The 14,972-nt window shown below is 67.3% G+C and carries 15 protein-coding genes; 8 read left to right on the plus strand and 7 right to left on the minus strand.

Annotated elements, in window-relative coordinates:
- Nucleotides 1-464: 464 nt before the first annotated feature.
- The 3 genes from rpsI to AC07M9_RS18420 all read right to left on the minus strand — a co-directional run bounded on the left by rpsI (nt 465) and on the right by AC07M9_RS18420 (nt 2,690).
- Nucleotides 465-989: a 30S ribosomal protein S9 gene (gene rpsI, locus AC07M9_RS18410; RefSeq protein WP_494885769.1), complete on the minus strand. Its 525-nt coding sequence runs from the start codon at nt 987-989 to the stop codon at nt 465-467.
- The gene (gene rplM, locus AC07M9_RS18415) at nt 989-1,468 is read right to left on the minus strand and encodes a 50S ribosomal protein L13 (protein WP_007687966.1); all 480 of its coding nucleotides are present in this window, start codon (nt 1,466-1,468) and stop codon (nt 989-991) included. Before rplM ends, rpsI begins: the two co-directional genes overlap by 1 nt.
- A 151-nt stretch (nt 1,469-1,619) precedes the next feature.
- Entirely contained in the window at nt 1,620-2,690 is a 1,071-nt protein-coding gene (locus tag AC07M9_RS18420) for a COX15/CtaA family protein (RefSeq protein ID WP_494885771.1), read from the minus strand.
- A gap of 143 nt (nt 2,691-2,833) precedes the next feature.
- Here AC07M9_RS18420 and AC07M9_RS18425 point away from each other — a divergent pair, with 143 nt between their 5' ends.
- The 4 genes from AC07M9_RS18425 (at nt 2,834) to AC07M9_RS18440 (ending at nt 4,948) form a co-directional block, all read left to right on the plus strand.
- Entirely contained in the window at nt 2,834-3,205 is a 372-nt protein-coding gene (locus tag AC07M9_RS18425; RefSeq protein WP_494885772.1) for a MerC domain-containing protein, read from the plus strand.
- Between the two features lie 18 nt (nt 3,206-3,223).
- Nucleotides 3,224-3,436: a sulfur carrier protein ThiS gene (thiS, locus tag AC07M9_RS18430; RefSeq protein ID WP_494885774.1), complete on the plus strand. Its 213-nt coding sequence runs from the start codon at nt 3,224-3,226 to the stop codon at nt 3,434-3,436.
- Between the two features lie 44 nt (nt 3,437-3,480).
- Nucleotides 3,481-4,284: a bifunctional sulfur carrier protein/thiazole synthase protein gene (locus tag AC07M9_RS18435; RefSeq protein WP_494885775.1), complete on the plus strand. Its 804-nt coding sequence runs from the start codon at nt 3,481-3,483 to the stop codon at nt 4,282-4,284.
- 136 nt (nt 4,285-4,420) lie between these two features.
- Complete coding sequence (locus tag AC07M9_RS18440; RefSeq protein ID WP_494885984.1) at nt 4,421-4,948, plus strand: hypothetical protein; 528 nt, start codon at nt 4,421-4,423, stop codon at nt 4,946-4,948.
- Nucleotides 4,949-4,957: 9 nt separating this feature from the next.
- Here the strand turns inward: AC07M9_RS18440 and AC07M9_RS18445 are convergent, their stop codons facing one another.
- Nucleotides 4,958-6,076 carry a zinc-binding metallopeptidase family protein gene (locus AC07M9_RS18445; protein ID WP_494885777.1) on the minus strand — a complete coding sequence of 373 codons (1,119 nt, stop codon included), beginning with the start codon at nt 6,074-6,076 and terminating at the stop codon, nt 4,958-4,960.
- 159 nt (nt 6,077-6,235) lie between these two features.
- Between AC07M9_RS18445 and AC07M9_RS18450 the strand changes: the two genes are divergently transcribed.
- Nucleotides 6,236-7,348, plus strand: a complete 1,113-nt coding sequence (locus AC07M9_RS18450; RefSeq protein ID WP_494885778.1) for a calcium:cation antiporter — start codon at nt 6,236-6,238, stop codon at nt 7,346-7,348.
- A gap of 7 nt (nt 7,349-7,355) precedes the next feature.
- Here AC07M9_RS18450 and AC07M9_RS18455 read toward each other — a convergent pair whose 3' ends face one another.
- The 3 genes from AC07M9_RS18455 to AC07M9_RS18465 all read right to left on the minus strand — a co-directional run bounded on the left by AC07M9_RS18455 (nt 7,356) and on the right by AC07M9_RS18465 (nt 12,032).
- Entirely contained in the window at nt 7,356-9,173 is a 1,818-nt protein-coding gene (locus AC07M9_RS18455; protein ID WP_494885780.1) for an AMP-dependent synthetase/ligase, read from the minus strand.
- Nucleotides 9,174-9,256: 83 nt separating this feature from the next.
- A complete protein-coding gene (gene ggt, locus AC07M9_RS18460; RefSeq protein WP_494885782.1) occupies nt 9,257-10,975 on the minus strand; it encodes a gamma-glutamyltransferase in 1,719 nt (572 codons plus the stop codon).
- A gap of 10 nt (nt 10,976-10,985) precedes the next feature.
- Nucleotides 10,986-12,032, minus strand: a complete 1,047-nt coding sequence (locus AC07M9_RS18465; protein WP_494885784.1) for a quinone-dependent dihydroorotate dehydrogenase — start codon at nt 12,030-12,032, stop codon at nt 10,986-10,988.
- Between the two features lie 438 nt (nt 12,033-12,470).
- Between AC07M9_RS18465 and AC07M9_RS18470 the strand changes: the two genes are divergently transcribed.
- Genes AC07M9_RS18470 through AC07M9_RS18480 form a run of 3 tightly spaced genes read left to right on the plus strand, consistent with a single transcriptional unit; the run spans nt 12,471 to nt 14,967 of the window.
- Nucleotides 12,471-12,923, plus strand: a complete 453-nt coding sequence (locus tag AC07M9_RS18470) for an RrF2 family transcriptional regulator (RefSeq protein ID WP_494885786.1) — start codon at nt 12,471-12,473, stop codon at nt 12,921-12,923.
- Nucleotide 12,924: 1 nt separating this feature from the next.
- Nucleotides 12,925-14,430 carry a Fe-S cluster assembly protein SufB gene (gene sufB, locus AC07M9_RS18475; RefSeq protein ID WP_494885788.1) on the plus strand — a complete coding sequence of 502 codons (1,506 nt, stop codon included), beginning with the start codon at nt 12,925-12,927 and terminating at the stop codon, nt 14,428-14,430.
- A 42-nt stretch (nt 14,431-14,472) separates the two neighbouring features.
- Entirely contained in the window at nt 14,473-14,967 is a 495-nt protein-coding gene (locus AC07M9_RS18480) for an endonuclease domain-containing protein (RefSeq protein WP_494885790.1), read from the plus strand.
- The last annotated feature ends 5 nt before the right edge of the window (nt 14,968-14,972 follow it).

Genomic DNA, 14,972 nt, shown 5'->3' on the forward strand with positions numbered 1-14,972 from the left:
CATGCTCCCGAAACAATACGCTAACATGCCTGCTTTGAAACGGCGCTACAACTATCGGGAATGGCGACAATTGGGCGATTCCGGACAGTTCGCTTCTCGGCAGGAATCGCGCAAAGCGGTCATTTCTGTTTTCGGGGGCCGTGCCCAGGCCTCGAAGACGGAGAGGGGAAACCGCTCCTCCCCATCCTCCCCATCGCGGCGCGACAGGGCGAAATGGCAGCATCCGGTCCCGCCGGAGCCGGCCGCTACGGTTTTCCTACATCCCGTCCGCCGCCATGTTCGCGCCGGTTCTTTCCCATCGTCGATTCGCCGCCATGCACAGGCATCGCTCGCGCATGCACTTCATCAACGAACGAACCCCTTCACCATCCTGAGGGTGCTCCCCCTCCCTGCGGCGGGGAGGAACAAAAAAAGGGCCGCGGTTTCCCGCGACCCCTTTTTTCGTAAGCCGAAGCTCCGGAAGCTTAGCGCTTCGAGAACTGGAAGCTCTTGCGGGCCTTGGCACGGCCGTACTTCTTACGCTCGACGACGCGCGGGTCGCGGGTGAGGAAGCCGGCGGCCTTCACGGCGGCGCGCAGGGTCGGCTCGTACTTCGAGAGAGCCTGGGCGATGCCGTGCTTCACGGCGCCGGCCTGGCCCGACAGGCCACCACCCTTGACGGTGGCGACGACGTCGTACTGGTCTTCGCGGCCGGCGACCTGGAAGGTCTGGTTGATCACCAGACGCAGGGTCGGACGGGCGAAGTAGACTTCCTGGTCGCGGCCGTTGACGGTGATCTTGCCCGAGCCGGGCTTGATCCACACGCGGGCCACGGCGTCCTTGCGGCGGCCGGTGGCGTAGGCGCGGCCCTGGGCGTCGATCTGCTGCTCGCGCAGCGGCGCGTTCGATACCTTGGGGACGAAGGTTTCGCCTGCATCGTCAGCCACGGTCACGTCGCCGGTGATGTCCTTGAGGTCGGACAGGCTCTGAACGGTTTCGTTTTCGGACATTATGCGCCCACCTTGTTCTTGCGGTTCATCGAAGCGACGTCGAGCGCTTCGGGCTGGGTGCCACCGTGCGGGTGCTCGGTGCCTGCATAGAGGTGCAGGGCGCGCATCTGGTCGCGGCCGAGCGGACCACGGGGAACCATGCGCTCGACAGCCTTCTCGAGCACGCGCTCGGGGAAGCGGCCCGCGAGGACCTTGTCCGCGGTGATTTCCTTGATGCCGCCGGCGTAGCCGGTGTGCTTGTAGTAGGTCTGCTGCTTGAGCTTGTTGCCCGTGAAGCGAACCTTCTCCGCGTTGATGACGACGACGTGGTCGCCGCAGTCAACGTGCGGGGTGTAGCTCGGCTTGTGCTTGCCGCGCAGCAGGTCGGCGATGATGACGGCGAGACGGCCAACCACCAGACCTTCGGCATCGATCAGATGCCACTTCTTCTCCACCTCGGCCGGCTTGATCGACCGGGTGACCTTCGTGAGCGCCTTCATGGCTGGTCTATCCCTATGTGTTTCGTTCGCGGCCCCGGAGGCGAATCCCCGGAAAGCTGCGGAAGGCGGCCAATTCGTCGAAACAGGGGATAAAGTCAAGCAAAGCGCGGGATTCCAGAGAGGTAAAATAATACCGCCGATACTCTCGCTCTCAGGATCGGCGCCCCAACGAGTGCGCGCCCCACACCGTCGCCGCCACCAGCAGCGCGCCGCAGAGCTGGTGCGCCACCGCGATCCACAGCGTTACCCCCGACCACACGGTGAAGATGCCGAGCAGCACCTGCGTCCCGAAGGCCGCGTGAACTGCCACCGACACCAGCCTGTAATGCTTGGCCTTGAGCCTGCGGCCCATCACGATCAGCACCGCGACCACGGCCCAGGCCCACCACCGGTGGACGAAGTGCGTGAGGTAGGGGTCGTTCACGAGGGCATGGAGCGTGCCCTTCGCCCACTCGACGCCCTCCGGGAAGAAGCTGCCCTGCATCAGCGGCCATGCGTCCCAGTTCAGCCAGCCGCCGCCCGCGACGACGCCCGAGCGCAGGCCCGCGACCATGGCCCCCATGAACAGCTGGACCGCCAGCATGCCGAGCGCGAACGCGCCGAAACCCGTCAGCCGCGCCCGCGGCTCGCCCTTGCCGAGCGCCCGCAGATCCAGCGCGGTCCAGACCAGGCCGCCCAGCGTGAACAGCGCCACCAGCAGGTGCGCGGCGAGGCGGAAGTGGCTCACCCGGTCGAGCGCCTCGGCGCTGAGGCCGGAGGAGACCATCCACCAGCCGACCGCGCCCTGAAGCGCGCCCAGTGCCAGCAGCGCCAGCAGCCGGTGCTTGTAGCCGCCGGGGATCGTCCGCTTGTACCAGAACCACGCCAGCGGCGCCGCGAAGGCGAGGCCGATCACGCGCCCGAGCAGGCGGTGGAGCCACTCCCAGAAGTAGATGAACTTGTACTGCGCCAGCCTCATGCCCGCCGGGCCGTTGACCTCGAGATACTGCGGGATGCGCTTGTAGCCGGCGAATTCGGCCTGCCACTGCGCGTCGGTGAGCGGCGGGATGGCGCCGGTCAGCGGTTTCCACTGGGTGATCGAGAGGCCTGATTCGGTCAGGCGGGTGATGCCGCCGACCACCACGATGAGGATCACCAGCACCGCGACAGTGAGCAGCCAGCGCACCATAGGGGCGATATCGTCGCTGGTCCCGATGATCGGGCGCCCGTCGTTCACTCTCATGCGTCGCGTTCTTTTTTCATGCCGCGTTCCTCTGCGTTTCCGCGAGGATTTGCGCAAGACCTACGTCGACGGGGCGTGTCGTCGCACTGCCAATCGCATGTCGGGGGTTGATTGATGATACAACATTACATATCTGGCCTCGCATGCGTACTGCCATCATCGCGATTCGAAACCGCCTCGACCGTATCGGGATCATTCTGAGCGGCCTATGTGCGGTACATTGCGTGCTGGGTGTGGTTCTGGTCGGTGTGCTGGGTCTCGGCGGCGAAGCGCTACTTTCCCCCGAAATCCACCGAATCGGCCTGGCGATGGCGCTGGGTATCGGCGTCGCCTCGCTCGGCTTCGGGGTGCTGCGCCACGGCCGCGTCGCGCCGCTGATCGTCGGTGGCGTCGGCCTCTCGCTGATGGCGGCGGCGCTGTTTGTCGGGCACGGGACGCCCGAGGCGGTGTTGACGATCCTGGGGGTCGGCCTTGTCGCCTTCGCGCACATTCGGAACTTGCACGCCGCCTGCTGAGCGCTATTGCCCGGCGGCATGGCTGACGAACTCCTGCTTACCGTCAACGGCGAACCCCGCCGAATCGCGTCCGGCTCCAGCATCGCCGACCTCGTGGCGGGCCTTGGCCTCGACCCGAAAAAGGTCGCGGTCGAGCGCAACGCCGAGATCGCGCCGCGCTCGACGTTGGCCGAGGTGATCCTCGCCGACGGCGACGTGCTGGAGATCGTCCATTTCGTGGGCGGCGGCTGAACGCCGCCACTCCGCCGAACCCAGCAAGTACCGCTCCCGAAAGGATGCGCTTCGTGACCGATAGCACCGCCGCCGCCCCCGCCGACACCTGGACCGTTGCCGGTCGCACCTTCACCTCGCGCCTCATCGTCGGCACGGGCAAGTACAAGGACTTCGAGCAGAACGCGGCTGCCGTCACCGCTTCGGGCGCGGAGATCGTCACCGTGGCGGTGCGCCGCGTCAATGTGTCGGACCCCAAGGCGCCGATGCTGACCGACTTCATCGACCCTAAGAAGATTACCTACCTCCCCAACACCGCCGGCTGCTTCACCGCCGACGACGCCATCCGCACCCTGCGCCTCGCGCGCGAGGCGGGCGGCTGGGACCTCGTGAAGCTGGAAGTGCTCGGCGAGGCGCGTACGCTCTACCCCGACATGCGCGAGACGCTGAAGGCCACCGAAATCCTCGCGAAGGAAGGCTTCCTGCCGATGGTCTACTGCGTCGACGATCCGATCGCGGCGAAGCAGCTCGAAGAGTGCGGCGCGGTCGCCGTCATGCCGCTGGGCGCGCCGATCGGCTCGGGCCTCGGTATCCAGAACAAGGTGACGGTCCGCCTCATCGTCGAGGGCGCGAAAGTGCCGGTGCTGGTCGATGCGGGCGTCGGCACTGCCTCGGAAGCGGCGGTCGCGATGGAGCTGGGCTGCGACGGCGTGCTGATGAACACCGCCATTGCCGAAGCCAAGGACCCCGTCCGCATGGCCCGCGCCATGAAGCTGGCCGTCGAGGCCGGACGCCATGCCTACCTCGCCGGCCGCATGGCGCAGCGCCGCTATGCCGACCCGTCGAGCCCACTTGCCGGCCTGATCTGAAAATCAGCGACCGCTTGCCCGGACGCTAGGCGTTTCTCCGCAAACAAACGATTGCACGGTAAATGCTGCGGTAACCTGAATCGTGTTTAATGCGACTCGCCAGGGGGAGTCCCTTGCGCAGGACGGGAACCCCATGATGGCCCATGCAGGTACGGCAAATCTGACGATCGGCGAACTGCGCGAATTCGCCAGCTTCACTCCATGCGAACAGCGCTACATCCGCCGCAGCCTCGATATAGGGCTGGGACGCCAGGACGCCTTGAGCCTCTGGGCGCGCGGCGATGACGAGCGCGCCTCTATCCGCGGCCAGTACCTCGCCTATGCGGACCTCAATCTCCTGCGCGCCATGCACCCCGACGACAGCGGTCTTACCGACGTCGCGCCGTTTATGGGCAGGCTGCTGCGCATAGCTGCCTACGACCTGTCGCAGGAGCGCCTGGCCAGCTTTTCCGCCTTCCGGTTCCTCTACGAACGTTTGCTGGGTGCCTGGGCCCGGCCCTGGCTACCGGGCGCCTTCTGCGGCGCCGCCGCGCTGCCGCAGATCCATCCCGACCACCGCCGGACCCTGCTCCACTCGATCAGCGAAGCCGCGGCCACGGCCCCTGCCTGGTCCGACCGCGAGCCCAGCTTCTATCCCGAGTTCATCGAGAAGGAAGCCGCCTGACCGCCCGCCTCAGGCCGCCACCGCCGGCGCGGCCGCTTTCTTCCGCCCTTCCCGCGTCTTCGCGACGAGGTTGTGGATGTAATCCAGCTTGACGACGATCGCGTCGGAGAGGTGGAAGGGGTAGAGGTCGGGAAGGCCCATTGAGCGGTTTATCGCATTCACCGCGAAGGACAGCGGCGCCATCGCATCGACCAGCGCCTGGGTGTCTGCGGTGTAGGGGTTGAAGTCGCGTTCCACTTCCAGCCCTTCCGCCTCCCCCGGCAGCGCCGCGAGGCTGAGGTCGAAGCCGCCCGCCGCCGCCAGCACGTCGACGATGTGCAGGTAATGCGCGAAGGTCTCGGCGAAATCCTCCCACGGGTGCGAGGTTGCGTAGAAGCTCACGAAGGCGTCGGTCCAGACTTTCGCGCCGTCGTCGGCGTAGTGCGCCTGGAGGCTCTGCTGGTAGTCCACGCGTTCGTCGCCGAAGACCTTGCGGAACGCCTCCCGTTCCGCCGGATCGGGCTCGACCAGCCGCGACCAGTAATGGTGGCCGACCTCATGACGGAAATGACCGAGCAGCGTCCGGTACGGCTCGCCCATCGCGTGGCGCATGCGCTCGCGCTCGGCGTCGTCCGCCTCGATCAGGTTGAGCGTGATGAGGCCGCCGTCGTGCCCGGTGGTGATCTTGGGCGTGCCCGCCCGCTCGGCGGCGGCGTCGTAGAGGAAATCGAAGGCGAGGCCCTGACCGCTCTTGCCGGCGGCCTCGTCCGCCTTGGTTTCCAGCGGCAGGCCCAGCTTGATGAGCGAGTGGAACAGCCGCCGCTTGGCCGCTTCGATCTTCGCCCAGCGCGGCGGCACCGAGGGCTGCGACAGGTCGGGAATCGTGCGGTTATGACGGCAGGCGCGGCACATCGGCGTGGTGTCGTCGGCGGCGACCAGCCAGTTGCAGATCTGGTAGGCGTTGTTGTTGGCGCAGACCACGACATTGGCCGCAGCGCCCTTGGCATCCCGCCAGACGGTCGCCTTGTCCGCCAGGAACCGGAACGCATCGACGGCCGGGTCGTAGCCGAGCGTCGCCTTGCAGCCCGGGCAGACCCGGACCTCGAAGTGATTGAGGCGGCGGCAGTTGGGGCAGGCGAAAGCGCGCATGGCTCTGGGGATTCCCGTGAGAGATGTTCTTTGCGCACACAACGCGGAACAGGCGCAGGCGTTTCCGCAATACGACGATCAATTGCCCGCAAGGTACATAATAGCAACAGATGCCGCCCGGGCATTGGCCCTTCGCCGCGCGGTCCCTATAGTCGGTCGATGAGCCAGTCCAACGAGATCGCCGCCGCCCCGCAGGCCCGCTTCCCCACCTTCGGCCTCGCACCATGGTCGATCGCGGTGCCGCTGCTCGCGCTCGCCGCGCTGGCGCTGGGCAAGCCGGGGGGCGTCGCGCTGGTCGCCGTGGTCTCGCTCGTCCTCTGCGGGGCGATCGTGGCGGCCGTCTATCACGCCGAGGTGCTCGCGCATTACCTCGGCGAGCCGTTCGGCACGCTGCTGCTGGCTTTCGCGGTGACCGTGATCGAAACCTCGCTGATCGTCTCGATCATGCTGAGCGAAGGCAGCGGCGCGCAGGCCCTGGCGCGCGATACGCTGATCGCGGCGATCATGATCACCATCAACGGCATCATCGGCGTGTGCCTGCTCGCCGGCGGCGGGAGGCACCACGAACAGAGCTATACCCAGAGCGGCGTAACCCACGGCCTGTCGATGCTGGCGACGCTCTCGGTGGTCACCCTGGCGCTGCCCAACTTCACCACCAGCCAGAGCGGGGCGTTCTATTCCAGCGCGCAGCTGGTCTTCGTCGCGGTGGTCTCCCTGATCATCTACGGCACCTTCGTGGTCGCCCAGACCGTGCGCCACCGCGACCATTTCCTCCATTCCGAGGAAGGCGACCACGCCCACGAAGCGCCGGTGGCTCCCGCCAAGGCGGCCGCCTCGGCCGGGCTTCTGGCCTTTGCGCTGGTGGCGGTGGTCCTGCTCGCCAAGACGCTGTCGCCGTCGATCGAGGCCGGCGTCGTCGCCGCTGGCGCTCCCAAGGCGATGGTCGGCATCATCATCGCCGCGCTGGTCCTGGCTCCCGAAGGCTTCGCCGCCGTGCGTGCGGCGCGGGCGAACCGGGTGCAGACCAGCCTGAACCTCGCCATCGGCTCCGCGCTCGCCACCATCGGACTGACCATCCCGGCGGTGGTGCTGACCGCACTCGCGGCCGGGCTCGACCTCGAACTCGGCCTGTCGATGCGGGGGATCGTGATGCTCGCCCTGACGTTGCTGGTCGCCTCGATGACGCTGGGGACAGGGCGGACCACCGTCGTGCAGGGGGTCATCCACCTGGTGATCTTCGCGACCTACCTGTTCACGACGCTGGTGCCCTGAAGCCCGCTCACACCTTGTAGAGACCGTCCATCCGCGCGCCGTAGCGCTCCTTGAGCTTGTGCCGGCGGATCTTGAGGCTCGGGGTCATCTCCTCGTTCTCGATGGAGAACGGCTCGTCGGCCAAGGCGAACTGGCGTACCTTCTCGATCACCGAGAGGTCCGCGTTGACGCGGTCGATCGCGGTGCGGATCGCGGCGCGGAAGGCGGGCAGGTCCTGCAGCTTGCGGAAATCGAAATGCTCCCCGTTGTCGCGCGCCCATTCGAACGCCCAGTCGGCATCGGGCACGACAAGGCCGACGATGTAGGGGCGCCGGTCGCCCGAGACCATCGCCTGGGCAATCTCGGGCTGGAGCGTGAGCATCGATTCGATCTTCTGGGGCGAGACGTTGTCGCCCTTGTCGTTGACGATCATGTCCTTCTTGCGGTCGGTGATGGCGATCCGGCCCTTGCCGTCGAAATGGCCGATGTCGCCGGTGTGGAGCCAGCCGTCCTTGAGGACGTTCGTGCTGGCCGCCTCGTTCTGCCAGTAGCCGGCCATGACCAGTTCACCGCGCACGAGAATCTCGCCGTCCTCGGCGATGCGCACCTCGGCGCCGCGCAGGGGCGGGCCGACGGTGTCGAACTTGACCCCGGCGGAAGGGCGGTTGCAGCTGATGATCGGCCCCGCCTCGGTCTGGCCGTAGCCCTGCAGCAGCGTCAGGCCCATGGCATCGAAGAACACGCCGATCTCGGGGTTGAGCGGCGCCCCGCCCGACACCAGCGCCTTGATCCGCCCGCCGAAGCGGGCGCGGACCTTGGGCCGCAGGGTGCGCTCGATCAGCATGTCGAGCGGATAGTCGGCGAGGCGGCGCTTGCCCGATTGACGGCGCAGGCCGCCGGCCACCGCCCAGTCCATCAGCCGGCCCGCGACGGCGCCCTGCTTCTCGATCTGCCGCATGATGCGGGTGCGCAGGACCTCGAACAGGCGCGGCACCACGACCATCACGGTCGGGCGCACTTCCTCGATATTGGCGGCGAGCTTGTCGAGGCCTTCGGAATAGTAGATCTCGCCGCCCAGCCCGATCGGCAGGAGCTGGCCGCCGGTATGCTCGTAAGCATGGCTGAGCGGCAGGAACGACAGGAAGATCTCGCGCTTCTCCGGCCCCTGGTCCCAGCCGAAGTCCTGGTCGATGACCTCGGCCGCGCCCGCCACGTTGGACAGCAGCATGCCGTGATGCTGGCGCACGCCGCGCGGGGCGCCGCCGGTGCCGCTGGTATAGATGATGCAGGCGAGATCCTCGCGCCCGACCGTGGCCATGCGTGCATCGACCTCAAGCCGCGCCGATGCGGCGTCGCCGGTCAGCAGCGAGTCCCACAGGTGCGTCTCGTAAGCCCCGCCCTGCATCGGCACGAGCGGCTCGAGGCCGATGACGTGGCGGCACATGTCGGTCTGGACGATCGCGGGCAGCAGCGCCTTGCCCAGCTTCGCGGTGGAGACGATCGCGGCGCGGGCGCCCGAGTTTTCGAGGATGTGGATGTGGTCGCGCGTGGTGTTGGTGGTGTACGTGGGCACCGTGACGCAGCCTGCCGCCATGATCGCGAGATCGGCGATGCACCATTCAGGCCGGTTCTCGGCGACGATCAGCACCCTCTCGCCGGGGTTCAGGCCCAGCCCGCGCAGCGATGCGGCAAGCAGGCACACCCGCCGCGCGACCTCGGCCCAGCTGATCGCGGTCCACTGACCGCCGTGCTTGGCCCGGAGCATCGGCGCTTCGCCCAGCGCGTCGGCGCGGGCCAGGAACAGCGAGACGATGTTCGCGCTCCTGTCGAAGTCGGCAATTTCCATGGCGTCCCGTAGTCCTCTCAGCGTTCTGTTTGCAGCAACGTAAGGCCGCTTTAGGGTTGCGACAATGGTTCTGCGGATAACCCTTACTGCGAGATGGCGACACCCTCCGTCCGGGGATCGCCGGCGCCGACGAGATGTCCGTCCACGACCATCACCGCATTGGTCTTCAGCGGCATCTCGGCGGGCTTGACCGTGTGGCCGAGCGCGGTGAGCGCGGGGATCATCGGCTCCAGCCTGGAACCCTTCTCGACGTTGACGGTATCGCCGGGCGAATAGAGCACCGGCAGCGCCAGCGCCTTGTCCACCGGCAGCTTCCAGTCGAGCACGCCGATCAGCGCGCGGGTGACCTGCACCGGGATGGTCGCGCCGCCCGCCGCGCCGACCACCAGCAGCAGCTTGCCGTCCGGCCCGTAGACCAGCGTCGGCGCCATCGAGGAGCGCGGCCGCTTGCCCCCCTCGACCCGGTTGGCGACGACGGCGCCGTCCTTCTCGGGCACGAAGCTGAAGTCGGTCAGCTCGTTGTTGAGGTAGAAGCCGCCGACCATGATGCCTGATCCGAACGCGGTCTCTACCGTCGAGGTCCACGAGGCGGCGTTGCCCTGCCGGTCGATCACGACGAAATGCGAGGTGCCATGCTCCTCCGGCCCCTCCCCGCGCGCCAGTTTCGGCGCGGGAAGGCCGGCGGCGACCTTGAGCATCGTGCGGTCGGCCGCAATCAGCGCACCGCGGCGGTGGAGATAGGCGGGATCGAGCAGCGCCTCGACCGGCACCGGCACGAAGTCCGGGTCGCCGAGAAACAGCTCGCGGTCGGCATAGGCGAGGCGCTGCGATTCGGCGAGGAGGTGCCAGGCAACCGGAGAATCGGGGCCCAGCGCGGTAAGGTCGAAGCCCTCCAGCTGCACCAGAGTCGCCAGGACCGTGGTCGCGCCGGAGGAGGGCGGGCCCATGCTGCAGATCCGGTAGACGCGGTATCTGGCGCAGAGGCCGGGACGCTGCTTAGCGGTGAAGCCGGCGATGTCGGCCTCGGTCATCCTGCCGTCGGTGGAGGTCTCGGCGGCGACCTTGGTGGCTATCTCGCGCGCCAGCTGGCCCTTGTAGAAACCGGCAGCGCCCTTTGCCGCCAGCAGTTCCATCGTGCGGGCAAGCGCGGGATTGCGGATCGTGGTGCCGATCGGCAGCGGCTGGCCGTCGGCGCCGTAGTAGATCGCGCGGGCCGCTGGGTCGTGCGCGCCGGTATCGGGCGAGCGCTCAAGCGAATCGTGGCCGCGCCGGGACAGCGCGTAACCATCGCGGGCGAGGCGGATGGCGGGCTGGAACAGGTCGGCCCAGGGCAGCTTGCCGTGCTCGGCATGGATCTTCGCGGCGAGTGCGATGTTGCCCGGCACGCCGACGCTGCGCCCGCCGATCACGGCAGTGCGGAACGGCAGCGGCTGGCCCGAGGCATCAAGGAAACGCGATGGCGTCGCGGCCCCGGGCGCGGTTTCGCGCCCGTCCCACGATTCGACATGGCCCTGCTCGTCGGCAAGCATGAGGAAGCCGCCGCCGCCGATCCCCGAGCTTTGCGGCTCGACGACATTGAGCGCGAGCATCGTCGCGATCGCGGCGTCGGTGGCGCTGCCGCCCTGACGCAGGATCGCGGCACCTGCCTCGGCCGCGCGCGGGTCGGCGGCGCTGACCATGCCGGCATCGAAGACCGCGGGTGCCGGAGCAGCCGGGGCCGGAAGCGGGGAGGGGGCGGCGGCGCAGCCGGCAACCGTCAGGGCGAGCGGGGCGAACAGCCCCAGGGTCAGGCTTCTGGACATCGCGGACTGGTTATTCGGTTCCCACCGCCTCTGCAATCGATGCGAAGCCATCGCGCTTCATCAGTTCGACCAGGCCCTTGCAGATAACGCGCGCAATCGTCGGGCCTTGGTAGACCATGGCGCTGTAGAGCTGGACGAGGCTGGCGCCCGCACGGATGCGCGCCCAGGCGTCCTGCGCAGTGGCGATCCCGCCGACGCCGACGAGCGGCACCGCGCCGCCGGTCGCCTTGCGGAAATCACGCAGGCGCTGCTGGGCGAGGTCGCGCAAGGGTGCGCCCGACAGCCCGCCGGTCTCGCCGCCATGGACCGAAGCCAGCGTCGGCCGCGAGATCGTGGTGTTGGAGACGATAAGCGCGCCCAGCCGCCGGTCGATGGCGATCCGCGCGATGGCGTCGATGTCGGCGGGCTCGAGGTCTGGGGCGACCTTAAGGAAGACCGGGGGGCGTTTTCCCTCGGGGCAGACGGCGTCTCGCGCCGCGATCACCGCGTCGAGCAGGCCGGTCAGCGCCGATTCGTCCTGCAGCGCGCGCAGGCCCGGCGTGTTGGGGCTCGATATGTTGACCGCGAGATAGCTCGCCAGGGGCGCCATCAGCCTCGCCATGATCGCGTAGTCCGCCACGCGGTCGGCCGAATCCTTGTTGGCGCCGATGTTGATGCCGAGCACGCCCGGCTTTCCGCTGCGCCCCTCGAGCCGATCGACCGCGACTTGCGCGCCGCCGTTGTTGAAGCCCATGCGGTTGATGACGGCGCGGTCCTCGACCAGCCGGAACAGGCGCGGGCGCGGGTTGCCCGACTGCGGCAGGGGCGTGATCGAACCGACTTCCGCGAAGCCGAAGCCCATCCCCAGCAGCGCATCCGGCACTTCGCCGTCCTTGTCGAAACCCGCCGCCATGCCGACCGGGTTGGGAAATGATAGTCCCGCCACCTGGCTCGCCAGCGCGGCAGGGAAACGCGGCGCGCGCGAGGGCGCGGCGAGCTTCAGCGCACGCAGCGCGAGACCATGGGCCTGCTCGGCCTCGAGTCGGAAAAGGGCGGGTCTGATGAGGTCGTACAGCACTGCCCGCGCATAACCGGACACAAGGTGTTGCTCAAACGCTTCTTGTGCTGCGCGCGCGAGATGAAAAAGCCCGTTAGGCCTTTCGCCGGATGAGAACGTGTCGCGTTTATACAATAAATCGCCCGGGCCGGGGCATACACGAGACCTGCGACCCGAAGGGCTCGTAGCGGGATGCGCTCGAGTTCTTTATTACCTTGATGGCGGCTGCCGGTTACGACCGACAGCCGCCTTTTTTCGCTGCACCCTGCGTGACGATCCGTCGATGCAGGCGGAAATCCATGGTTTGCGACTCTTGCCAGACAGGCTATGGGCCCGGCGCCAAACCACAGGCCACCCTCGGGACCCTTGGCAAAACGCCCATTGAAACCGGGCCCCTGCTGCACTAGGTGAAATCGGAAGAAATCGCTCCGATTTAGATCCGGGTCTGGAAACACCACGATGCGCCTGTCCAGCATGGCAGACTATGCCGTCATCATCATGTCCGCCGCGGCGCGGCATTGCGGCACCTGTGCGCTGATCGAACAGGCGGGCGGCCCGCCGATTCGCAGCCGCGCGCGCGTGTCCGCGGCGCAGCTGGCGATGGAGACGGGTCTTCCTGTTCCCACCGTGCAGAAGCTGGTCAGCAAGCTCACCGCCGCCGGGCTCATGCGCTCGTCGCGCGGCGTCGGCGGCGGGCTCAAGCTGGCCCGGCCGCCCGCGGCGATTTCGCTTGCCGACATCGTCGAGGCGGTAGAAGGGCCCATCGCGCTCACCTCCTGCCTCGATCGCGTCAAAAGCGACTGCTCGCTGGAGGAAAGCTGCAACGTGAAGGGCCATTGGCCGCAGGTGAACGCCGCCGTGCGCGGCGCACTCGCCCAGGTGGTGCTGACCCAGCTCGTCGAGGAAGTTTGAGATGACCGAGGAAACGACCCGCATGGCTGAACGCGATGCTCCCCTGCGCGACCAGGCCGCGCATGACGCCGCCGCGCGCGTGGCCGACTACGAGCACGGCTGGTCCTCCGACATCGAGCAGGAATACGGCCCCAAGGGCCTGTCCGAAGAGACCATCCGCTTCATCTCGGCCAAGAAGGACGAGCCCGAGTGGATGCTCGACTGGCGCCTCAAGGCCTATGCCCGCTGGCTGGAGATGACCCCGCCGGACTGGGCCAAGCTCAACGTGCCGCCGATCGACTACCAGGAGTCCTACTACTGGGCCGCGCCCAAGAAGAAGGACCTGCTCGGCAGCCTCGACGAGGTCGATCCCGAGATCCTGCGCGTCTACGAGAAGCTCGGCATTCCGCTGGAGGAGCAGAAAGTGCTCGCCGGCGTCGAGGGCGCGCGCAAGATCGCGGTCGACGCGGTGTTCGATTCGGTTTCGGTCGCCACCACCTTCCGCAAGGAGCTGGAGCAGGCGGGCGTCATCTTCCGCTCGATCTCCGAGGCGATCCGCGAATATCCCGAGATGGTGAAGAAGTGGCTGGGGCGCATCGTCCCCGTCCACGACAACTACTTCGCGACGCTGAACTGCGCGGTCTTTTCCGACGGCACCTTCGTCTACATTCCCGAGGGCGTGCGCTGCCCGATGGAATTGAGCACCTATTTCCGCATCAATGCGGAGAATACGGGCCAGTTCGAACGGACGCTGATCATCGCCGAGAAGGGCTCCTACGTCTCCTATCTCGAGGGCTGCACCGCGCCGATGCGCGACGAGAACCAGCTCCACGCCGCCGTGGTCGAACTGGTCGCGATGGAAGACGCCGAGATCAAGTACTCGACGGTGCAGAACTGGTACCCCGGCAATGCCGAGGGCAAGGGCGGCATCTACAACTTCGTCACCAAGCGCGGCCTGTGCCAGGGCGCGCGCAGCAAGATCAGCTGGACCCAGGTCGAGACCGGCTCCGCGATCACCTGGAAGTACCCCAGCTGCGTGCTAAACGGCGAGGATTCGGTCGGCGAGTTCTACTCGGTGGCGGTCACCAACAACTACCAGCAGGCCGATACCGGCACCAAGATGATCCACAACGGCAAGGGCAGCCGCTCGACGATCATCTCGAAGGGCATCTCGGCCGGCAAGTCGAACAACACCTACCGCGGCCTCGTGCGCGTCGCCGCCAACGCGGACGGGGTGCGCAACTTCACCCAGTGCGACTCGCTGCTGCTCGGCAAGGAGTGCGGCGCGCATACGGTCCCCTATATCGAGGTGCGCAACCCCACCGCGCAGATCGAGCACGAGGCGACCACCAGCAAGATCAGCGACGACCAGCTGTTCTACGCCCAGCAGCGCGGCCTCGACACCGAGAGCGCGGTGGCGCTGATCGTCAACGGCTTCGCCAAGGAAGTGCTGCAGCAACTGCCGATGGAGTTCGCGGTGGAGGCGCAGAAACTGCTGGGGATCTCGCTCGAAGGGAGCGTGGGCTGAACGCCCTGCCCAACTGACACATATGACGAAGGACGAGAATCCATGACCGCCGCCCGTAAAACCCTGGGCATCAGCCGCGCCGAGAGCGGCCCCAAGGCCGACGTGAAGGCGAATTTCGCCGTCACCGGCGCGCGTCTCGAGAAGCTCAAGGAACGCGCCAAGGAGCAGCGCCGCAACCCCACCGAAGCGCAGAAAACGCTGTGGACGCAGCTCGCCGGCTCCCGGCTCGGCGGCGTGAAGTTCGTCCGTCAGTCGATCGTCGGCTCGGCGATCGTCGATTTCGCCTGTCCCTCGCGCTGGATCGTGATCCAGCTCAGCGCCGAGGATTCGAACCCCGACTTCAACGAACTGCAGGACCGCAAGCTGACCGAAGTCGGCATCCGCGTGCTGCGCTTCTCGGAGGACGAAGTGGTCGCCAACATCGAGGCGGTGATGCGCGAGATCAACGCCGAGATGGCCGTCCCGTTCGACAAGCGCAGCGCCCGCCGGAAGGCCGCGCCGCCCGCCGCCGGCAACTACATGAGCGACGAAGGCTGAATTGA

It is taken from the genome of Novosphingobium sp. GW821-FHT09E05 (assembly GCF_059416165.1).

Coding starts and splice junctions, on each gene's coding strand:
- AC07M9_RS18425 (WP_494885772.1), top strand. CDS start 2,834: ATGCGTACTGCCATCATCGCGATTCGAAACCGCCTCGACCGTATCGGG.
- AC07M9_RS18450 (WP_494885778.1), top strand. CDS start 6,236: ATGAGCCAGTCCAACGAGATCGCCGCCGCCCCGCAGGCCCGCTTCCCC.
- rpsI (WP_494885769.1), bottom strand. CDS start 989: ATGTCCGAAAACGAAACCGTTCAGAGCCTGTCCGACCTCAAGGACATC.
- rplM (WP_007687966.1), bottom strand. CDS start 1,468: ATGAAGGCGCTCACGAAGGTCACCCGGTCGATCAAGCCGGCCGAGGTG.
- ggt (WP_494885782.1), bottom strand. CDS start 10,975: ATGTCCAGAAGCCTGACCCTGGGGCTGTTCGCCCCGCTCGCCCTGACG.
- thiS (WP_494885774.1), top strand. CDS start 3,224: ATGGCTGACGAACTCCTGCTTACCGTCAACGGCGAACCCCGCCGAATC.
- AC07M9_RS18455 (WP_494885780.1), bottom strand. CDS start 9,173: ATGGAAATTGCCGACTTCGACAGGAGCGCGAACATCGTCTCGCTGTTC.
- sufB (WP_494885788.1), top strand. CDS start 12,925: ATGACCGAGGAAACGACCCGCATGGCTGAACGCGATGCTCCCCTGCGC.
- AC07M9_RS18420 (WP_494885771.1), bottom strand. CDS start 2,690: ATGAGAGTGAACGACGGGCGCCCGATCATCGGGACCAGCGACGATATC.
- AC07M9_RS18445 (WP_494885777.1), bottom strand. CDS start 6,076: ATGCGCGCTTTCGCCTGCCCCAACTGCCGCCGCCTCAATCACTTCGAG.
- AC07M9_RS18480 (WP_494885790.1), top strand. CDS start 14,473: ATGACCGCCGCCCGTAAAACCCTGGGCATCAGCCGCGCCGAGAGCGGC.
- AC07M9_RS18440 (WP_494885984.1), top strand. CDS start 4,421: ATGGCCCATGCAGGTACGGCAAATCTGACGATCGGCGAACTGCGCGAA.
- AC07M9_RS18470 (WP_494885786.1), top strand. CDS start 12,471: ATGCGCCTGTCCAGCATGGCAGACTATGCCGTCATCATCATGTCCGCC.
- AC07M9_RS18435 (WP_494885775.1), top strand. CDS start 3,481: ATGCGCTTCGTGACCGATAGCACCGCCGCCGCCCCCGCCGACACCTGG.